This is a genomic window from Vibrio coralliilyticus, assembly GCF_024449095.1.
Taxonomy (GTDB): Bacteria; Pseudomonadota; Gammaproteobacteria; order Enterobacterales; family Vibrionaceae; genus Vibrio; species Vibrio coralliilyticus_A.
Window position 1 is genome coordinate 45,446 of the sequence record NZ_CP024629.1, and the last position, 16,875, is coordinate 62,320.

Consider the following 16,875-nt stretch of genomic DNA (forward strand, 5'->3'; position numbering starts at 1 on the left):
ACATGTCTCTGTTAAAGCACTTAGCTCTGACAGTTATAGCAATTTCCATACTCGGATGTAGTAATGACCCTGTTCCACCGTTACCTGATAGTGTCGTCAAATGCAGTGCAGGTAGTAATGTTGAATTGACCTTAGAGCTTAGAACGGACTTGTATAACGCTTTAGCAGGTAATACAACCGCTCAAATAATGGTTCGTAAGACCGTGCAGGGCCAATTCATGAGCAAGGCAAACATTACTGAAGAGAGGGTAGTGGAGCTTTATAAAGCATATGCAAAATGCATCAACCTCCAGTCAAATGTTGATGAGTATGTTGCGGTTTTGAGCTCAAGGGCTAGGTTGGTGGTTTCGCAAATGCAGTCCAGCCAATTGGCCGATGAAGCTAAAGAGTTTCAGAAACTTCACAATGAGCACATTAAAGCCATTAACCAAGGCCATTGGTTGCATTCGCATGAGATCAACCAAAGGATAAGGGCTCATATAATTGCCGCTACCCAAGAACTTCCAGATGAACGAGAAATCACCTTCTTATATTCAGAAGGTAGTTATGATGACAGTAAAGATGGAGCTTTGTTAGCTGCGGAGGCTTTTAGAAAGCCGAGTATCCCCACAAAAGCAGACGTTTTCATGGCTAAATGTAGGGCTGGTAAGTTTCCTGTCAGCTACGACTCAAGTGATATGCCGTTCGCATACCCAGTGGATTTGGAGGCGGTATGTCGTGATGCAGTCGATAAAGTCATAGCCAAATCTATGCATGAAGAAGCAAATATACTTATGGATAGTGAGCTAATGAGTGCGGACTACTGACTATAAAGAGACTTAAACGTAGAAGGCCACCCAAAGTGAGTGGCCTTCTAGAGTTGCTCGCTTTTGTAACAGGCTTTGTCCCAAAGAACAAACGTGAAAATGTCAGTTAACACGGAGGTACTATGCGATTAGTGCAACAAGTTTAGTTTATACCTAATGCTTCCCTAGAGTCAACGAACTAATTCTTCCCAAAACGTAATTGCTTGGTTTTTATGCAATATAGGAATGAGGTTTCGTTTCGCTCGCTATCTCTCGTAATCACTCAATAAGTCCTTTGGAGTTTCATCAAACATAAGAACCCCACTAACTGACCTTACTATTTTTCCATACATTGCCAATTCGCAATTGATTGTGTTAAATTAATATGGTCAGTTAATAATCAGAGGCCAGAAAGATGTTTGAGCGTTTTCAACTAAGTGTGTTTAAAGCAAAGGAAGGGATTCGAGATAGCTTTGACTGCTATGAGGGCATAATCAGTGTAGCCAAGTATTTAATGGCTTTACGTGTAAAGATTGTTCCAAAAGTCGATAAGCCTATTGAGTCGCTTTTGTGTTGCGTTTTTGTGGTCACTCCTGGCAAAACACTGCTAGCAACAAACATAGGAGGGGAAAAATGAACGCTATTCCAGTATCTCTTCCAGTGCTTGGACCGAAGCAGTTTTGCAATTTTGATTATTTCGTGGACTCATCCACCAGCTCAACAACTCCTGTACTGGTGTTGTTAGAAGATGGCAGGTCATCAAGTAACGTAGATGTGCTCACCGCAGTTGATTGGGTCAAGGTATACATTCATAGCGCTTTAGAGTCACCGCCAAATGTATGGGTGTACGCTAATTCCGAGGGGGAATTTTTTCAGCTGGAGAAATCAACCACATGTAATGCCCCTAGCATTGAGCCTTTGATGGCAGAAGGTGAACGCATTAAAGATATCAGAGTCGCGATCAAGACCGCAGTGTGCAACTATCTCTTTGAAAGCGCGAAACGAGCACAGGACCATTAGATATGAGAACTCAAAGACTCGATATTACGGATGCGGAGCTACTTAAGGGAGTTACCCATTTGTTCTATTATGGTTCGAATAAGGGCACGGCGAGCTTTTGCAGTAAAACCCAGAGTGAGAGTAACTATGCCTAGGAAATTCAATAGGGGAAGCTTATTTGTTTGGCCTGACTCTAAACGAGACGGCGCTTTCATTGTGAACATTCCTGCAATTTGGAACGATGAAGATGACTTTAGCGGTTACTTTGGAGCAAGGAAATGGAAGCATCCTAAGCTTGTGGCGCAGAAGGCTGCTAGGCACTTTGTGGAGCGTTACTATGGAAAAGAACGCACGGATTTGATTCTATCCATACCAAGATACCTTGACAGGCTTACCTTTGGTTGCGGCGTAAGTGCTCGAAAAACCGTTGTGAGAGTACGTGGCCGTCCATACCATAGAATTTTGATAGAGTGGCCTGAGTATGATTTTTCATCAGGTGAGTGGCGCCCAAAAAAAAGGTCTAAGTCAATAAATTTTACGTCTTCCAATCTGGCTGAGACTGAGCACAGAGCAAGCTTGATTGCAGCGGAGAAAAGGGCGTTGGTTGCTTTGTCGGAATTAGATAAAGGAGTTTTTGATTTGGAATTCGATCTGAGTGCTATTCAGTAAAAAAAAAGCCTCAGTAATTACTGAGGCTGGATGTAGTAAACAACAAAACATAAAAAAACGTCAGTTGGCAGGATAGCCAAGCAATTATTTATCACAATTGCTTTTTTATATTACATGAAAAGGAGGGTTACGCAAGCATTTGTGTCCTCCACTGTTCTTCCAGGTGGGAAGGGTCAACAAGTAAATCATCTGTTTCATTCAGCCTGTAGGGAAACAGCTTCGGCATTGCATGATAGTAGCCTTGTTGTAAAACTGCCCCTATGGACATAAGAAACTCACACTCATTGCGTGTTTCCACACCCTCTGCGATCACTTCCACGTTTGAACTTCGTGCTATTTTTATAATTGCTTCCACAACATCTTGCTTGAAAGATTTTTTATCAATATCTGATATTAAGGAGCGGTCAATTTTTAGTTGATTGATCGGCAACTCAAGCGCACGCGCTATATTTTGACTACCAACCCCAAAGTCATCCAGACTCAGATTTATTCCTTTGTGTGCCAATGGAACAATAGCCGCCATGAGCAGTTGATTGGACTCACAAGGTTGCTCAGTGAGTTCAATGGTTAACAAATTTGGTGGATAGTCGTACTTATCAATTAATGCTAGTACCTTATCGACCATTTCAGGCCGACTAAGTTGATCTGGGGAAAGGTTGAAGTTTATCGCTAAGTTCCTTCCACTTGTTGCAATGAGGCTTACTTCTAGAGTTTGAAGGCTTACAATGTGTCCCAACTGACACTTTTCTGATACTTGAATTAAATTGGAAGTTTCAATGGCCGCAAGACGAGCTAGAGCCTCAAATGAGTGATAACGGCCAGTTGATACATTAACCACAGGTTGTAGCGCGGCCTGCATATCTCTGTTTGAGATGGCGTTTATGATACGTTCGCTATGATCTATCATTGTCTTCCGTGTAATTTATGTTAGCAATACAGATATAAATTTATACCAGTGTACATTTATCAGCCAATGTAATCCATGGCGATGTGATGTGTGTCAGCGTGAAATGCAACTCAATGTATTCGATTAGAGTAATATGAGGTGGCTAATTTACTCATTTGTGTTATATTTATTTGGTCAGTTAACAATCAATTGGTATCCACTCTTTATGAACTCATTTACCATTAAAAATGGCGATGTTTTGCAAAAAAAGCTAAGTAAGCACTTTTCAGGGTTGCCTAAACTAGCTAGCTATCGAAAGGATTCTTGCCAAACAGGGCAATGGTCACTCAAACGTTTTACTCATCGCCCAGTAAAGGGTTACTTCAGTGCCTTATCTGAGGAAGGTGAAGGAGTAGCACTTCTAAAAGATGGCGAAACATGGATGTCATTAACACCTCTAGAGATTGAGTCGCACTTAATGGCGCACCACTCAGCAAAAGGGCGGGTAGTTGTCGTTGGGTTGGGGTTGGGAATGATAGCCTTAAGTATCTTGCGCAAAGCTAGTGTAAAACAGCTAACGATTATTGATATCGATGATACATTGTTGAAAAGCTTCCCTGATATACTTGATGATTCAGAACGTCAATACGTTTTGGAGAATATTAAAACTGGAAGATTGCGAATGGTTTGTGCTGATTGTCGCGCAGCTCTTCCTGTTGACCTGGTCGCTGATTTGAGGGGAGTCGATTACCTTTGGATAGATATATGGCCAGAATTGGGTACCGAGCAAGCTTATCATGATGCAATACGCCTTCAATCTCAATTAAGGGCTAAGTGCGTTGATTATTGGGGGATAGAGCTTCACCTATGTCAGTCATTCGCGAGCAGTTGTGATGTTAAGCCAACTCAGTTAGGTAACCGTATGGCACGGCTAAAAAATCACTTTGCTAAGGTGGTTGAAACTCACCCAATGCCTATATCAGCAAAAACGTTAGACAAGCGTGCTTTTAATGTATATTTCGAAATATGCATACTGGTATCAATGAATCTACGCGATACGCTTGGCAGCAGAATGGGTTACTAACCAACAATAAGGAAATAATTTAAGAATGAAGAAATATCGTTGCTACCGCACTAGTGTTGAAGATTTTCTTACCGCTCCACAGCAAGCAGGAATAGCACCTGAGCGATACTTCTCTATGTTAAACGATGCATTCATTAAAGATAATGGCGTTGAGTATAGCTTCAGCATAGACCATGATATCAACCTCATGGAGCTGGCGTTTGTGAACAGCGGTAGGAACTACGTGTTTATCGATAATGAAGATGCTGAGTATCTATATCGAATGAAGTTTAGTGGTACTATGATGGACTCCTTACCACTACACCGCAGTGTTTTTGCCATTTCACCAACGACCAATTTACAGATTGATGGAGTGCCGATACTGCCAATTATGGTGTGTGACTATGAGAGTCGAACTGAGTCTACCAAGCAGATCGCAGATGCATTTAATCAACCAGTATTGGGTGCACCAGTTAACGAAGAGCAGCTGCTTTTTACGATTGTTATCCCTGACAGTATGGCTAAACACAATCAAAAATTAACACTGGGTGTCTCGGGCGCTCAATTGAAAGAAATTGCCGGTACAAACGATCCAGAACGCATTCACGATGTTGTTGGCCACTACGGAGCGGCCCTGACCCTCACAGCTGATGAGAAAAAGAGGCTGGCAGTCTCCCTCAAGTTGGTTGTCTCTATGTCGCTGTTTAACCATATAACCGAAGGTGAGTATTTGCGAGATGGTTTCCCTGTGGGTTTAGCTAAAAAACCCAAACACCTTGGCCTCATGAAGCATGAATTAAAGGGTAGCCGTACAACCGTTTTTAAGTTAGGTGGTGAACACAATACAAGTAGCCGTGGTCAGCATATAAGAAGTGCACACTATCGACAGTTAGTGGACGAAAGGTACTATAGAAATGAACACCAGGACAAGCCAGTTGGAAGCCGATGGATACCTGTAAAGGCTTCTATTGTTGGTGGAGGCAGTGCGGAAACGCAAACAACACCGACATAATACACTTGTACGCTAGATTAAGTTCCAACATGAGCAAGGAGGCGACTGTGGAGTACTATATTAGACGCAATAGTGATGGCAAGTATTTAAGAGGGGCTATGTTTTGGAAGTGGACCCGTTTTAAATTTCTCGCTTGCTCGTTAACTGAAATGGCCTTTCAAGAACGTCTGGTTGGGGGATACTTGGAAAAGTACGGTATCATCGAGAAGTTTGACATTGATTTGGTTGAGAAATCTCATTAGAGCATTGGTTTACGTTTAGGGGAAAGAAGGATGATAAAACTTTATCTTTTAGGGCAACCACTGTTCCTGTTTTACGATCCATTTAGTCTGGCTGCCTTTGCCTGTGCCATTTGGTCTGCACATTACTACTTATCGACGCTTAAGCTGGGAGTGCGGGCTGCTTTTGTTACAATGGCTGTATTCTTTTCGGCTATTATTATCCCCGCTTCAGAGTTTGAGTTTAGTTATGGGGCTATTACCAACTCGCAAGCACATATGGCTATGCTAGGCTTAGTTCTTACCTCAACTTTACATTTCTTGTGGTCCGTGAGAGTGCATTTTATTGGTAGCCACGCAAACACGATCTAAGCTGCACCACCAGTAAACATAAAGCGAGCATATTGCTCGCTTTACATCAAAAGGTTTTTCTGCAAAAGTTTTTGGTTAAGAGGTGATCAGAAAATCATCTAATGTCTTTCCGGAGCTACTCATTTGCTCTTCCATAGCAGCGGGTGTTCTACCTTGTCCGGTCCATGTCTTTTCAACGCCGCCATCCGTATATTTGTATTTTGGTTGGACAGTGCGTTTATTTTTTCTTCCTGCCGTTTGGCCCAGCTCTAATCTCGACACAAAATCACGAGTGGAAATATCGGCATCATGAATTTTCTTAATCATTTCGTCGATAAGACGATCCTGCTCTTCTTTCTTAGCTCTCGCTTCCTCTTCAGCTTTCTTGAGTGGCTCCGCCTCTTCCATTAACAGGTTGATGAATTTCTCTAATTGTTCGTGCGTGACACTGTCTTTTTTAATCGCTGCACGCAGGTTCCTGCGTGACATTAATTTCGTAATACTTTCCATTAGACAACCCTCATTATTTTATTCTAGGTAGTAACAACTGGTAAATTTATTCCATATCTGATGTTAATGACACCTTTCAAAGCTAATCCAATTCAGCGATTTATATATGATTTATTGAAATAGTGACAGTTTACACATAAAAACAAAACCAGTATGACGTGACTCAAAGTTTATGAAATTATTAGCACGATGTGTAGCCGTTTGGAGACGGCGAGCATCTCAAATCCAAAATTTTAATAAATCGCTTGTGAATCATATTTATTTGCGCTAAGTTTATATGGTCAGTTAACAAGTTAAATACGGAGTCTATTCATGAAGCGTCTTTTATTGGCTACTGCATTGACAGCAAGCTTTGCAGCCAGCGCAACCAATCTAGAAATCTCTCTTTTTTACTCAGAGGGGTATACCTCTGATTCAAGCATTTTAGTTTCTAGCGAAATTATTGGCTTTTATCGCAGCATCGATGCGGCGAACACCCTTTTTTCTGATTCAAGTGCAAACCTGGTATTAGTGCCAGCAAAAATAGAAGCCTTGGATGAAGCAACCTTTGCGGCAAACTACAATGTTTTTGGGTTACTTAACGATATGTCTTCTGGCTCTCTGGAGGCGTCAACGGATAATGCCGGTCACCTTCAGCTAGGAATAGCGCGTGATACATTCAATGGCAACTCTGGTTACGGAGAAGCTATTAATGAGTTTCGATTCGTCGGCCTACGCGGTGGCGGCACCGACTACAAGAAGGTGGCGGTAACAGGTAATATTCTGAACCGTTATGAAGCATCAGGTTACAAACACTTTATGGCTCACGAAGTGTTACACGCAGCTGTAGGTGCAAGTCATACCGCTTCGGATGCGGCTTTGTTTGAGTATAACAGTTCAGGCAATAGCTTTGGGTATGGTCAAACCTGTGATGATGGCTCTGCATCATTAATGGATTCGAATTTTGTAAATAATGCCAGCACTGTGACTCAGAAAATCAGTGGTGCATCTGGGTGTGCATCTGGGGGTGGCAACGTAGTTAGTCACATCAACACCTTCGCCCCAGAGGTTCCAGCGCATGCTTCATATTTGAACATGAACACGATGACAATGTCTGTGTCTGAAAATACGTCTACAAGCGAGTATGAGTTCACTGTGACACGGACCAAAGATACCACCAGCGCGATCAATGCGTATCTTCATATCAGTGGCACTAACGCAACTGTTGGTAATGAGCTACAACCAGTTACAGTTGCTTTTGCAGCAAATGAAACATCTAAGACAGTTACCGTTCCTTTCAGCTCTATCCATGCGATGTTTAACGATGCCGACCCTTACGACGATAAGGTTTATGCGGTCGCGATTTCTGAAAAAGAGGTCATGAATTCATTAGTAGACCTTACTGCCATAAACACGACATGGTCTGGTGATAGCTCTACAGCGTCTACTAGCGGTGGCGGCGGTGGTGGTTCAATCGGGATTCTTACTCTTTTGGCCATGGGTTTATTGCGTCTAAGGCGTAATCGATAAATAGCTACACTTCCTTACTGCACAATAAGAACTACCTCAACTGACACTTTACTGCCTAGCTCTTCATTTTGAGTTAGGCATTTTTTTTGACATCTATTTGTGTTAAAATAATATGGTCAGTTAATTGAGGTGTTACTATGAATGAGATGATTACGTATGTTCTTTCACACGAATCGGTGTTGTCTGCATTAATAACAGGTTCTTTTGCAGTTGTAGCAGCTGCGATTCCTTCCGCTATACTTTACCGCTTGTCTATTCGTTACATGCGAACAAAGCAAACGGAGCATACCTGTTTGTCCGCTCTTGAAGAGTTAGAATTTAAGAATGCAGTGATAGCGACATTGCGCGAGAAGCCACAACTTACACTTAAGCAAGCTATTGAGGTAGTCAATAAAGAGCACTCGTTGTTTTCAACTCAGCTGTTTACTCCATCAAAGCTACAATCAAAACTGCGAACATACAGGCGCAAGGTCGAGCGTTCTGCTCCAATGCTTTAGAGTGCTAAATACAAACAAAGCCAGCTCGATGCTGGCTTTTTATCTTTCATGGCATGGTGATGCAAATTAATTATGCACGATTTCTATCTATTGCCGAGCTCTCGAACGCTACGTGGTGAGGTAGTTTGTTATTGTTTATGTGGTTGTTCTTGACGACAAGGTAGTGTTTACCCGTTATCGCCCCTTGCAGTTTGTGGATTAGATCCTCTGATACATAGCGCTGTGCCTCTTGAAGCTTCTGAATGATCGCCTCCGCTCCCTCTTGACGCATTTGCTCTGGGGTTGTGATACCCACACCTTTTAGTAGTCGCTCAGTCGTTAGCTGCATATTGGGCAGATCTTTGATGCGTACGACAGGAACCTCAGTTTGTTCGAGTTTATCTTGTTTGGACTCAGTGTAGGCTTGGTGGGCCAACTTATTAAGTAGTATTGTGTCCACCAGCTCTTGAGATGAGAGACGGTAATACCTTGTTTTAACTTCTAATACTTTTGCAGCGTGGCGTTTCTCTTGAACAAATGGTTTACGCCCAGCTGTTATATGCTCAGATTTACGCGATTCGCTACTGCGTATGTAAAAATCCCCTTCTTGGTACATAGCAAATGGTATGTTGTCAGAAAAGAACGTAATGCCACCAAACATTGGTCTGGCTACTAAGTTAGGCAGATTAATGCTGGCGTGAATCGCTTTTACAGCAGGCTCCAGAATCATATTTTCCTCTTTGAATCAGAATGTCTCTTGTGACATTTGCAGAATCATTTTGATGATTTTGTGTTGAATACTAATTTTGCTATTATATATCACATGATCTTTTTCTGTTCTATAAAGATCTTTATGTGGCCAATGTGTTGTATTCAATTCGGATACATGTACGAAGGTCGACCATGGCCTTTAGCCATAGGTCATAGATTGTGAACCCTATGTATCATACGAAAGGACACCGAATGAACGGAATTTTGGATGACCCCATTTGTTTTGTTAAGTCCAAGGAATACAAGAGAGCGCTTTGCAATGTCGTTGAAGCGCAAGATCAGAGTTGCTGGCGTTACAAATGTGCCGACACAACTGGTCTTCTAATCGCGATAGCAGAAGTCGAACTTGAGCTATTGGTTCTCAAAGGAATTAAAGGCATAGGAGCCGATGACTGTCGTAAATGCCCCGACGAGAGTAAACATTTGCTCTACGAAATGGGATGTGTCATCGGGTCAAAGCATGTAACACTACCGGAAGACTCAAAATATTTACCTGAAATAGAAGGGATTAAAGAGAGTGGGAACCATCACTTCATGTTGGGATATAAACATGGGGTGCTATGGCAATCTCAAAAGCCCGAAATTGCACTTAATCCAGGTGAGATATTAAAGATAACAAGAGATTTATTGTTGGACTCGAAAGCTGTTTTTTACAGTTCCATTCAACGTTCAAATCGCTCCTATCTCTTTCCTCAAGACTTAACGAACGCCACTACAGCTATGCTTCTTTCCAAGATAGAAGAGCACCTGCCTGCGGCATTAAATTCCTGTGATGGCACTCAGTTTAATTCTCAAATCGGTCACGATTTCGGGTGTGATGTGATTGAGCAAGTGAGGGATGAGTTGATATGTAGAGGCTATGAGTTTTCCCAAAAAGAGATATCGCAACTGGATTTCATTAAGTGGCCACTGAATATCGACAGTGCCATCAGCAAAGCAATCAGACAACTTCGATCTAAGCTTCTAAAGGAGTGGGGGCATACTCTCAATGGTCTTGTTTACGGAGAGCGCGAACCTCAAGACGTCGAAGGCCAGAGATTGTTAGATACTTTTTGTGCGTGTATTACTCAAACCACCAACAACGAAGAGCTCAATCCAGAAGATATAGCGATTCGGATTTCTCGGCATAGCAACACGATGCCCCAAGCAACGAAACAGGAATTGCTATCCATCGCCATGGATATTGAACAAGCCTCCGTTGCTAATTCCTTTAGGTTCAACATTACCGACTTCAAGCACGGTAGGAATATTCAACGACATGATGAGCGAGAATTCGACAATAAAGTATTCTGGGAAATAAGCTGCGTACCTACGTCAGCCGTTTCCTTATGGAAAGCACTATTTAAATTGCAACAGCAATGCAAGACGTCAATTAAAGTTAGTCAGCGTTACGCCAAGCAACAGAGATTTTCTATCGAAATCAATCAGGTGGGTGAAAACAACTTCACTTACAACTATAGCCATAGTTACCCCTTCAAAAGCGAAAACAAAGTGGGCATTAGCCTCTATCAAGATCCATACATATTAGTTTGACAGAAACTGGCGAGCAATGGTGCTCGCTCCTTAATAGAACGTGGAGGAATACAATATGAAATACGTGTTAACACGCCACTCGGATAGACAAGAGTTCACCAGTGACACATTGCTTGGTGTTTGGATGAATGCTCGAAAGGCAGAAGGAGTCATGTTTGCTACCAGAATTTGCCTAACATTGGGTCTCAAAAGCTAGCCTAGCTCTTCGCTCTTGTGATGTTTAGTTAGCTTGAGGCGTGATTCGTTATGCAGGAGATTCCATTTACACCTAGCAATTATCAAAAGTTGTTCAAGGACGAGCGTTCAACAATACGTTTGGGGGAGCGCTCTTATTACAAAGGGGAGGTTTTATTAACTTGTCGTAGCCTGGAATTGTCTTTTATTTCCACCATTCGAGAAGTTGAAATAACAACATTCGGAAAGCTTGACGATATACATGCGGCAATGGAAGGTTTCTCGAACTTGAGTGAGTTAAAAGAAGAGCTCCGGTTATTGTATCGAACTGAAATTACTTCAGCTGACACAGTAACCATTGCTTATTTTGGTGAGAGTTAACTTTAGTTGCAAAACCTGCATGTTGGATGTAATCACTACATGGATAAACCTATGGAACAATCAGAAGAAGAATTTTACGAAGAACTGACCAGAGAAATGGATGCAAACGCGAGGCAAGTTCTAGACAAGAATATTCAGCCGCTCATCGATGGACAAATTGATGGCGCATTGTGGTGCCGGAATATTGCTTTTGAGCATCATATTCCAGAAGGGTTTTCAGCTTCCTATCTGAAAGAGCGGCTAGGGCTAGAGGTTGAGCTACTTCCTGAACCAGAAATGAAAGTTTTCATTAGCTGTGAGGCATGTTTGGGCTCGCCTCATGGCCAGTGTTTTGAATGTTTCAGTCTAGATCAACACGAGCCAGAGTAAACGGGGTTTATATGTTGGTAGAGTGTTTTAAATACGATAGATGGGAGCAAGTAAACCCGCTTTCGCTTACTCCTGATGATGTTTATGTGCATGATGGCCGCACATTCGTAGTTGAAGATACGCCCTTCATTGATGGCAGTAAACTCATCATTCCAGGGCGTTCATATGAAGCTGGTCGCCATGAATTAGCTTTTGGCGACAGGGACATGAATTTTATAAGTATGGCCTCTGATATGGTCGGTTCTTCTGCTGCCTGTTTTGAAGATGGAACGATTATGATCGGAGAAATTGATAGTGGTATTACTCATGTGTATTCCCCACGCTTGCCTAAGCGAGAACTCAACAACTTTTGTGAGCGACAAATGAGTAGGTATCAAGAATTCTTCGATAAGCATAGGTTACGTATCGAGGATGGAGAACGAATTGCTATGGAGAGATTTTGGTGACCTCACGTTGCGAAGTCTCGAACCACCTAAACACCATTCAATAATGGTTCATTGTTTATTAAATCACGGTGATTAGCTCTGCCATTGTTCGATTTAAGTGATCTAGGCACCGTATATCAAAAAGGAGATTTTTATGTATCGTACCCTATGCCTGTCGGGTTTATTGGTTCTTTCTGGTTGCGCCAGCATGGAAAAGAATGACACCTTCGTACCGAACCCAGAGAAACATATTGTAAGGGGGGATAAGGAAAATGCGGTAGGCGCTTACTACTATTTGGCCAAAGGGATCGACGAGAAAACCGTTGAGCGCTCTATCACAATTTATTTTAGTGAATTTAACAAGTCTTACCAATATGATTTATGCCCTGAATTTAAGGGCTACAACGCGCTTAAAACGAAGATTACGGACAATAGTACTGGTAATGTTGAATACATACATGAGGAGATGCAGGTAGATTGCATGTCCACCCTGACGGTAGCGGAGAAAAAGAACAACCATGTTTTGGTCACGCTGGATATGAAACGTCTCGATGGATACAGAGTGTCATTTCAAAATGGTGTAGAAGACCATTTTCCTATAGTGACCGAGACAAAAACCTCATTCATGGGGCATAAGTCGCAGCCAGGCTACACCAAAACGAGTTCTGCCGATCCTAGTTTTAACATTTTTTCGAGTGAAGTTTCATACGTTACTCTGTTTTAACGTGAGGGCAGCATGAAAGAGCTATCTCTATTATTCTTCGTTTTTTTGTCGGCACTGTCTTTTGGTGTCATTGTTGTAATATTCATGCGAACAACCATGATATCTGCCTACGAGGGAATTTTTGGCGCTCTGGTTGTTAAGAGCTGGCAGAAGATTGTATCCGTCATTATCGTTGTGAGTTCACTATCGGGCGGTATTTCACTTCATTACTTGGAGCGTTATATCTTTCCGGTTGCCAGTAATGAGGATTCCAAAGAGGTGGTTCATAGCATTGATGCAAAAGTCATCGCTTATGAATCGCTAAGAGCCTTCCTGTCGGCTGCCAGTTCAGTTATGGCCGTGATGATGACTCTACTAGTGGCTAGCCTCATCATCGTATTAATATTGAAGGTTAAAGAGAAGCTCCCGAAAAATAGAGAGTAGAACTTATTAGACTGTGATGAAAAGGCCGCTATATATAGCGGCCTTTTGATATATGACCAATAAAACTAAATTTCAGTCAGGGCTTCTTCAGTGATAAGCCGTATTTCGCTTTTGAGATTCGGGGCTGAATTAAGCCTTTCAATACTCTCAAGGTGCACCAGATTAACTTCTTTTCCGAATGCCTCAAGAACGCCTGCTAACTTGTTTGTGTCATGAATGCACTGAACGGTTCCTAAGTCATCCAATACGTATTGGGCGCTGCGCTCAAATATTTCCAATTTTAACGCCGTGATGATGTCATTAGTACTCGGTTTGGAAATTTGCAGTACGGATATTTCAGGTAGAAGGCTTTCTAAATAGTTTCGAATGCCTCTCTCGATTGCTCGTGAGTTTTTGTAACGAGCGGAAGTGGCTCGAATGGATTCTATCTTATGGATGATCGTGAGGAGGGTAAGCACACTTTTATTGAAAAACATTGGCATTAATACCGGTGTCAATAAGCCTCTATTCGTACGGCGATATGACATTACCAGTTTGAAGCGAGATTTGGCTATCTCTTTTTTCTCCTTGCTTTCCTGCTTGTTTTTATCATCGCCACTCATGAACTGCTGGCGGTGGTAAAGATAGCGAAGTAGCTGTTTTTTCGCCTGAGTGGACCAAAACAGTGTGTTTTCACTTTGTAAAAAACGAGTGCCTAATGGCATGTCAGTGTACCCGTTTAGCGCTTCTTCATTGTGGAGAGCGATGCTTACGCCATTGTCACTCTTGAACCAATTGGTGTGCAGCATATAAGGCTTGATGTGACACCAGCGAAATCGGTTAGGTCGCAGCTGGCCACCTGATGAGCCTTTTGAATGAATTTGTTTTTCTTCATCACTACTTAACGGGTGCAAGACACCGGTCGCTTCTAGCGACTTTGAGTAAAAATAGATCACGCGGACCTCCAAGTTGTTTTCTGACATTTTCATAAGCAGTGTAACTCACGTTAGAGATTTGCGCTATATTAATTTACTCATTTAATTGTTATTGCTTGTTTGACTATCTTGCGCTCAACAACCACACCAACCGTACTAATGTCATTAAACAGACACTTAAAGATCCCTTCACTTATTGGTAACACCTATTAAAAATAATCCTATTTAATAGTTTTATCAATAACACTTGCCAAAGGAACCTTTACAGCTAATTTGTTTGTGCTATATTGATATGGTCAGTTAATTTTAAGGGGTAGCGATTTCTATGGAAGAGGAAAGTACAGTCGGCGAATGCTCTAACTGTGGTAAGTCAGCCCACATGGAGCAGAAAATGGCTGGATGGTTAGATTGTGAAGCGTGTCCATTTTGTATGACACTAGTACTGAAAAGTAGCCAGTCAGGAATGCCAGTAACATCAAACTCAGTGCTGGTGTGGCAAAACGTCAAAAGATTCTACTCTTGTAACTCCTTTAATGAGCTTCGAGCTGTGTTTAACACCCGAAGAGGCGATCTCTCAATGGGAGATACTCTATGAAAAATAGTGCTATCGATTTCCCTGAAGCTATAACGTGTTTTATCCGCTCAACATACACAACATATGAGCTGGCCCGTGTTTTACGCTCGGTAAACATCAATGTTGAGGTGAGTTACTCAACTACACAGCCCACTACATATGTAGAACCGCAAGCGCATACCTTGCCTGAGTTGGAGATAGTGTCTATGGAACGAGGCAATCTAACGATGTCCCGCCTTAAAGGCTCCCCTAACTCATTGCTAATGGCGCAAGCTGTCGCTTTAAGATGCGACACGATTCGAGCTGAAATTATTTAGTGATACCACCAGCTAAAAACTATTGGAGTTTTAAATGGATATTCAAGAAGTAACAACGTTAGATGCAGGTTACTTTCCTGCTTGCCCTTATTGTGAAGAGTTAATACAGCAAGACGCCTTAGTTATTAAGCATAACAGTGAAGGATATATGGCACTTGCCCATAGACAGTGCGTTGAGGGAGCTGAACATGCTGCAAGTATCTGAAACTTACTCGGTAAAGCACCTTTCGAATGGCGCAGGACGCATCTACATCAAAAACTCATCTCAACTGCGTAGGGTTGGCTATGTTTCTGGAGCTGCTTTTGATGTTTTGGATTATAGGGATGGCTTTAAGCTAGAACTCAAACCAGATGGTGAAAGAGCGGTTATGAACACATCTCGTGGCGAGCTGATTGAGCTGCGAAACAAAACTGTGGGTACGAAGCTAAAAGGGGTAGAACGCGTTACTGTTACGTTCTCTGAAGGCGTCCTTCTCATCACTATCCCAATAAACGAAGCAAAGCGTATTGCGCGTGAGCTATCCGCAAAGAAAGCACTAGATAACGGTACACCACTGCGAAAGGCTTCTTTATGCTCTGGTTTGGGGATGACAGCCTATCATCTAGCGAGGGGAATGCAGGAGCAGGGGATTGAGGTAGAGATGGCATACTCCGTTGATAATGACAAACTCGCTGTCGCATTACAGGTCGAGGGAAACCCGATCTGGGAAAACAAGACTGATGATGCCCAGGCATTTGCAATGGATATGCGACAAGTTCCGCTAAGTACTCTTAACCCAGTCCATATTGTAGAAGTTGGCTATCCATGCGTTGGCCAATCAACACTTTGTCCACCAGACAAGCGAGACTTAGATCATCCAATTGCGGGAACTTTATTTTGCTCGCTAATCTCAATGCTAGTTCAGCTCAACCCCGTTCTAGTTGTAATTGAGAACACGCCACTTTTTATATCTAGCCAAACATTATCGATCATGAGTCGCGAGCTCAAAGAATATGGATATAGAGTAGAGAGCACTAAAATTAGCGGTTACGAAAATGGTGATTTTGAAATACGAGAGCGTGCTTGCGTAACCATTATTTCTGATGGACTTCCACCTTTACGACCGGGGCTATTTCAAGCGCCGATGAGTGTTGAAAGACAATGCTTTAATGACATTCGTGAGGATGTGCCGCTTGATAGCTGGCGGTGGAGCAAGATGGAGCATGTGACCAAGAAGCAACATAACCCGAAACTGAATTTTAAGCACAACTTATTGTTTGGCGATGAAGACCAAGTTGCTACTTTAACCGCTAACTATGCATCACCACGAATTTCATCTGCGATGGTCGCTCACCCTGAATACGCAGAGAATGGTTTACAGCGATTAATCACGCCTCTAGAACACTCTAGGATCAGGGAAGTCCCTAAATCTCTATGGAAGGTTCTCGCAGATGTTATTAGTGGTAAACATCCATTAGTCAGTAGTCGCGGGAACTCAACACATGTACAACGAATGCTTGGCAATGGGCCTTCTCCTCGCGCTTGGTTCAACTTTGGCGGCTTTCTCGGGAAATACTTTAACTCCATCCGTGACAATGTCACACATTTAACTGTTGAACAGGTGGCTTAAAACACCCGTTGATAAGGGATGCACGCGCTGATTTTATCTGCCGTGATATCCATTAGGGCATGTGTTTCTTTCTTGTTATTTGATTCAGTGTTTGTTTGGGCATAGAATTGGCAGCGTTCACCTTTTTTCTCGTTTGATTGGGGTGGACAGATGGGTGGTAGTGTCGCAGCTACCACCCACTC

General features: G+C 42.4%; 24 protein-coding genes. 20 read left to right on the forward strand and 4 right to left on the reverse strand.

Annotated elements, in window-relative coordinates:
• The first annotated feature begins 2 nt into the window (after positions 1 to 2).
• The 3 genes from CTT30_RS22610 (at position 3) to CTT30_RS22620 (ending at position 2,453) form a co-directional block, all read left to right on the forward strand.
• Entirely contained in the window at positions 3 to 806 is an 804-nt protein-coding gene (locus tag CTT30_RS22610; RefSeq protein WP_252037825.1) for a hypothetical protein, read from the forward strand.
• A 612-nt stretch (positions 807 to 1,418) separates the two neighbouring features.
• The gene (locus tag CTT30_RS22615) at positions 1,419 to 1,805 is read left to right on the forward strand and encodes a hypothetical protein (protein WP_229631512.1); all 387 of its coding nucleotides are present in this window, start codon (positions 1,419 to 1,421) and stop codon (positions 1,803 to 1,805) included.
• Positions 1,806 to 2,000: 195 nt separating this feature from the next.
• Positions 2,001 to 2,453: a hypothetical protein gene (locus CTT30_RS22620; protein WP_252037827.1), complete on the forward strand. Its 453-nt coding sequence runs from the start codon at positions 2,001 to 2,003 to the stop codon at positions 2,451 to 2,453.
• A 127-nt stretch (positions 2,454 to 2,580) separates the two neighbouring features.
• Here the strand turns inward: CTT30_RS22620 and CTT30_RS22625 are convergent, their stop codons facing one another.
• On the reverse strand, positions 2,581 to 3,360 hold the full coding sequence (locus CTT30_RS22625) for an EAL domain-containing protein (RefSeq protein ID WP_252037829.1): 780 nt from the start codon (positions 3,358 to 3,360) through the stop codon (positions 2,581 to 2,583).
• Between the two features lie 205 nt (positions 3,361 to 3,565).
• On the opposite strand from CTT30_RS22625, the gene CTT30_RS22630 reads away from it, so the two are divergent.
• From CTT30_RS22630 to CTT30_RS22645, 4 genes are read left to right on the forward strand one after another with little or no spacing between them, the layout of a single operon-like run.
• Positions 3,566 to 4,423, forward strand: coding sequence for a polyamine aminopropyltransferase (locus CTT30_RS22630; protein ID WP_252037831.1), 858 nt, complete (start codon positions 3,566 to 3,568; stop codon positions 4,421 to 4,423).
• 25 nt (positions 4,424 to 4,448) lie between these two features.
• Complete coding sequence (locus CTT30_RS22635) at positions 4,449 to 5,414, forward strand: hypothetical protein (RefSeq protein WP_252037833.1); 966 nt, start codon at positions 4,449 to 4,451, stop codon at positions 5,412 to 5,414.
• A gap of 47 nt (positions 5,415 to 5,461) precedes the next feature.
• Positions 5,462 to 5,656 (forward strand): hypothetical protein, encoded by a 195-nt coding sequence (locus tag CTT30_RS22640; protein ID WP_252037835.1) that lies wholly within the window; start codon positions 5,462 to 5,464, stop codon positions 5,654 to 5,656.
• Positions 5,657 to 5,686: 30 nt separating this feature from the next.
• Positions 5,687 to 6,004 carry a hypothetical protein gene (locus CTT30_RS22645; protein WP_252037836.1) on the forward strand — a complete coding sequence of 106 codons (318 nt, stop codon included), beginning with the start codon at positions 5,687 to 5,689 and terminating at the stop codon, positions 6,002 to 6,004.
• Positions 6,005 to 6,079: 75 nt separating this feature from the next.
• On the opposite strand, the gene CTT30_RS22650 is transcribed toward CTT30_RS22645, so the two are convergent.
• Positions 6,080 to 6,493: an H-NS family nucleoid-associated regulatory protein gene (locus CTT30_RS22650; RefSeq protein ID WP_229631521.1), complete on the reverse strand. Its 414-nt coding sequence runs from the start codon at positions 6,491 to 6,493 to the stop codon at positions 6,080 to 6,082.
• Positions 6,494 to 6,805: 312 nt separating this feature from the next.
• Here CTT30_RS22650 and CTT30_RS22655 point away from each other — a divergent pair, with 312 nt between their 5' ends.
• Positions 6,806 to 8,002 (forward strand): hypothetical protein, encoded by a 1,197-nt coding sequence (locus tag CTT30_RS22655; protein WP_252037838.1) that lies wholly within the window; start codon positions 6,806 to 6,808, stop codon positions 8,000 to 8,002.
• Between the two features lie 137 nt (positions 8,003 to 8,139).
• Positions 8,140 to 8,499 (forward strand): hypothetical protein, encoded by a 360-nt coding sequence (locus CTT30_RS22660; protein ID WP_252037840.1) that lies wholly within the window; start codon positions 8,140 to 8,142, stop codon positions 8,497 to 8,499.
• A gap of 70 nt (positions 8,500 to 8,569) precedes the next feature.
• On the opposite strand, the gene CTT30_RS22665 is transcribed toward CTT30_RS22660, so the two are convergent.
• Complete coding sequence (locus CTT30_RS22665) at positions 8,570 to 9,208, reverse strand: TfoX/Sxy family DNA transformation protein (protein WP_252037842.1); 639 nt, start codon at positions 9,206 to 9,208, stop codon at positions 8,570 to 8,572.
• Positions 9,209 to 9,441: 233 nt separating this feature from the next.
• Here CTT30_RS22665 and CTT30_RS22670 point away from each other — a divergent pair, with 233 nt between their 5' ends.
• From CTT30_RS22670 to CTT30_RS22700, 7 genes are all read left to right on the forward strand, one after another.
• The gene (locus CTT30_RS22670) at positions 9,442 to 10,782 is read left to right on the forward strand and encodes a hypothetical protein (RefSeq protein ID WP_252037844.1); all 1,341 of its coding nucleotides are present in this window, start codon (positions 9,442 to 9,444) and stop codon (positions 10,780 to 10,782) included.
• A 55-nt stretch (positions 10,783 to 10,837) separates the two neighbouring features.
• Positions 10,838 to 10,978 carry a hypothetical protein gene (locus tag CTT30_RS22675; protein WP_252037846.1) on the forward strand — a complete coding sequence of 47 codons (141 nt, stop codon included), beginning with the start codon at positions 10,838 to 10,840 and terminating at the stop codon, positions 10,976 to 10,978.
• A gap of 50 nt (positions 10,979 to 11,028) precedes the next feature.
• Positions 11,029 to 11,337 (forward strand): ASCH domain-containing protein, encoded by a 309-nt coding sequence (locus CTT30_RS22680; RefSeq protein WP_252037848.1) that lies wholly within the window; start codon positions 11,029 to 11,031, stop codon positions 11,335 to 11,337.
• Between the two features lie 51 nt (positions 11,338 to 11,388).
• Positions 11,389 to 11,706 (forward strand): hypothetical protein, encoded by a 318-nt coding sequence (locus tag CTT30_RS22685; RefSeq protein WP_229631528.1) that lies wholly within the window; start codon positions 11,389 to 11,391, stop codon positions 11,704 to 11,706.
• Positions 11,707 to 11,717: 11 nt separating this feature from the next.
• Positions 11,718 to 12,152, forward strand: a complete 435-nt coding sequence (locus CTT30_RS22690; protein ID WP_252037850.1) for a hypothetical protein — start codon at positions 11,718 to 11,720, stop codon at positions 12,150 to 12,152.
• A 133-nt stretch (positions 12,153 to 12,285) separates the two neighbouring features.
• The gene (locus tag CTT30_RS22695) at positions 12,286 to 12,855 is read left to right on the forward strand and encodes a hypothetical protein (protein ID WP_252037852.1); all 570 of its coding nucleotides are present in this window, start codon (positions 12,286 to 12,288) and stop codon (positions 12,853 to 12,855) included.
• 12 nt (positions 12,856 to 12,867) lie between these two features.
• Complete coding sequence (locus tag CTT30_RS22700) at positions 12,868 to 13,278, forward strand: hypothetical protein (RefSeq protein WP_252037854.1); 411 nt, start codon at positions 12,868 to 12,870, stop codon at positions 13,276 to 13,278.
• Between the two features lie 65 nt (positions 13,279 to 13,343).
• On the opposite strand, the gene CTT30_RS22705 is transcribed toward CTT30_RS22700, so the two are convergent.
• The gene (locus CTT30_RS22705) at positions 13,344 to 14,213 is read right to left on the reverse strand and encodes a hypothetical protein (protein ID WP_252037856.1); all 870 of its coding nucleotides are present in this window, start codon (positions 14,211 to 14,213) and stop codon (positions 13,344 to 13,346) included.
• Positions 14,214 to 14,517: 304 nt separating this feature from the next.
• On the opposite strand from CTT30_RS22705, the gene CTT30_RS22710 reads away from it, so the two are divergent.
• Genes CTT30_RS22710 through CTT30_RS22725 form a run of 4 tightly spaced genes read left to right on the forward strand, consistent with a single transcriptional unit; the run spans position 14,518 to position 16,693 of the window.
• Positions 14,518 to 14,787, forward strand: a complete 270-nt coding sequence (locus tag CTT30_RS22710; RefSeq protein WP_252037858.1) for a hypothetical protein — start codon at positions 14,518 to 14,520, stop codon at positions 14,785 to 14,787.
• Entirely contained in the window at positions 14,784 to 15,083 is a 300-nt protein-coding gene (locus CTT30_RS22715) for a hypothetical protein (RefSeq protein WP_229631549.1), read from the forward strand. The genes CTT30_RS22710 and CTT30_RS22715 overlap by 4 nt, the downstream gene beginning before the upstream one ends.
• 34 nt (positions 15,084 to 15,117) lie before the next feature.
• Positions 15,118 to 15,288: a hypothetical protein gene (locus tag CTT30_RS22720; protein ID WP_252037860.1), complete on the forward strand. Its 171-nt coding sequence runs from the start codon at positions 15,118 to 15,120 to the stop codon at positions 15,286 to 15,288.
• Positions 15,272 to 16,693: a DNA cytosine methyltransferase gene (locus tag CTT30_RS22725; RefSeq protein WP_252037863.1), complete on the forward strand. Its 1,422-nt coding sequence runs from the start codon at positions 15,272 to 15,274 to the stop codon at positions 16,691 to 16,693. The genes CTT30_RS22720 and CTT30_RS22725 overlap by 17 nt, the downstream gene beginning before the upstream one ends.
• Positions 16,694 to 16,875: the final 182 nt, after the last annotated feature.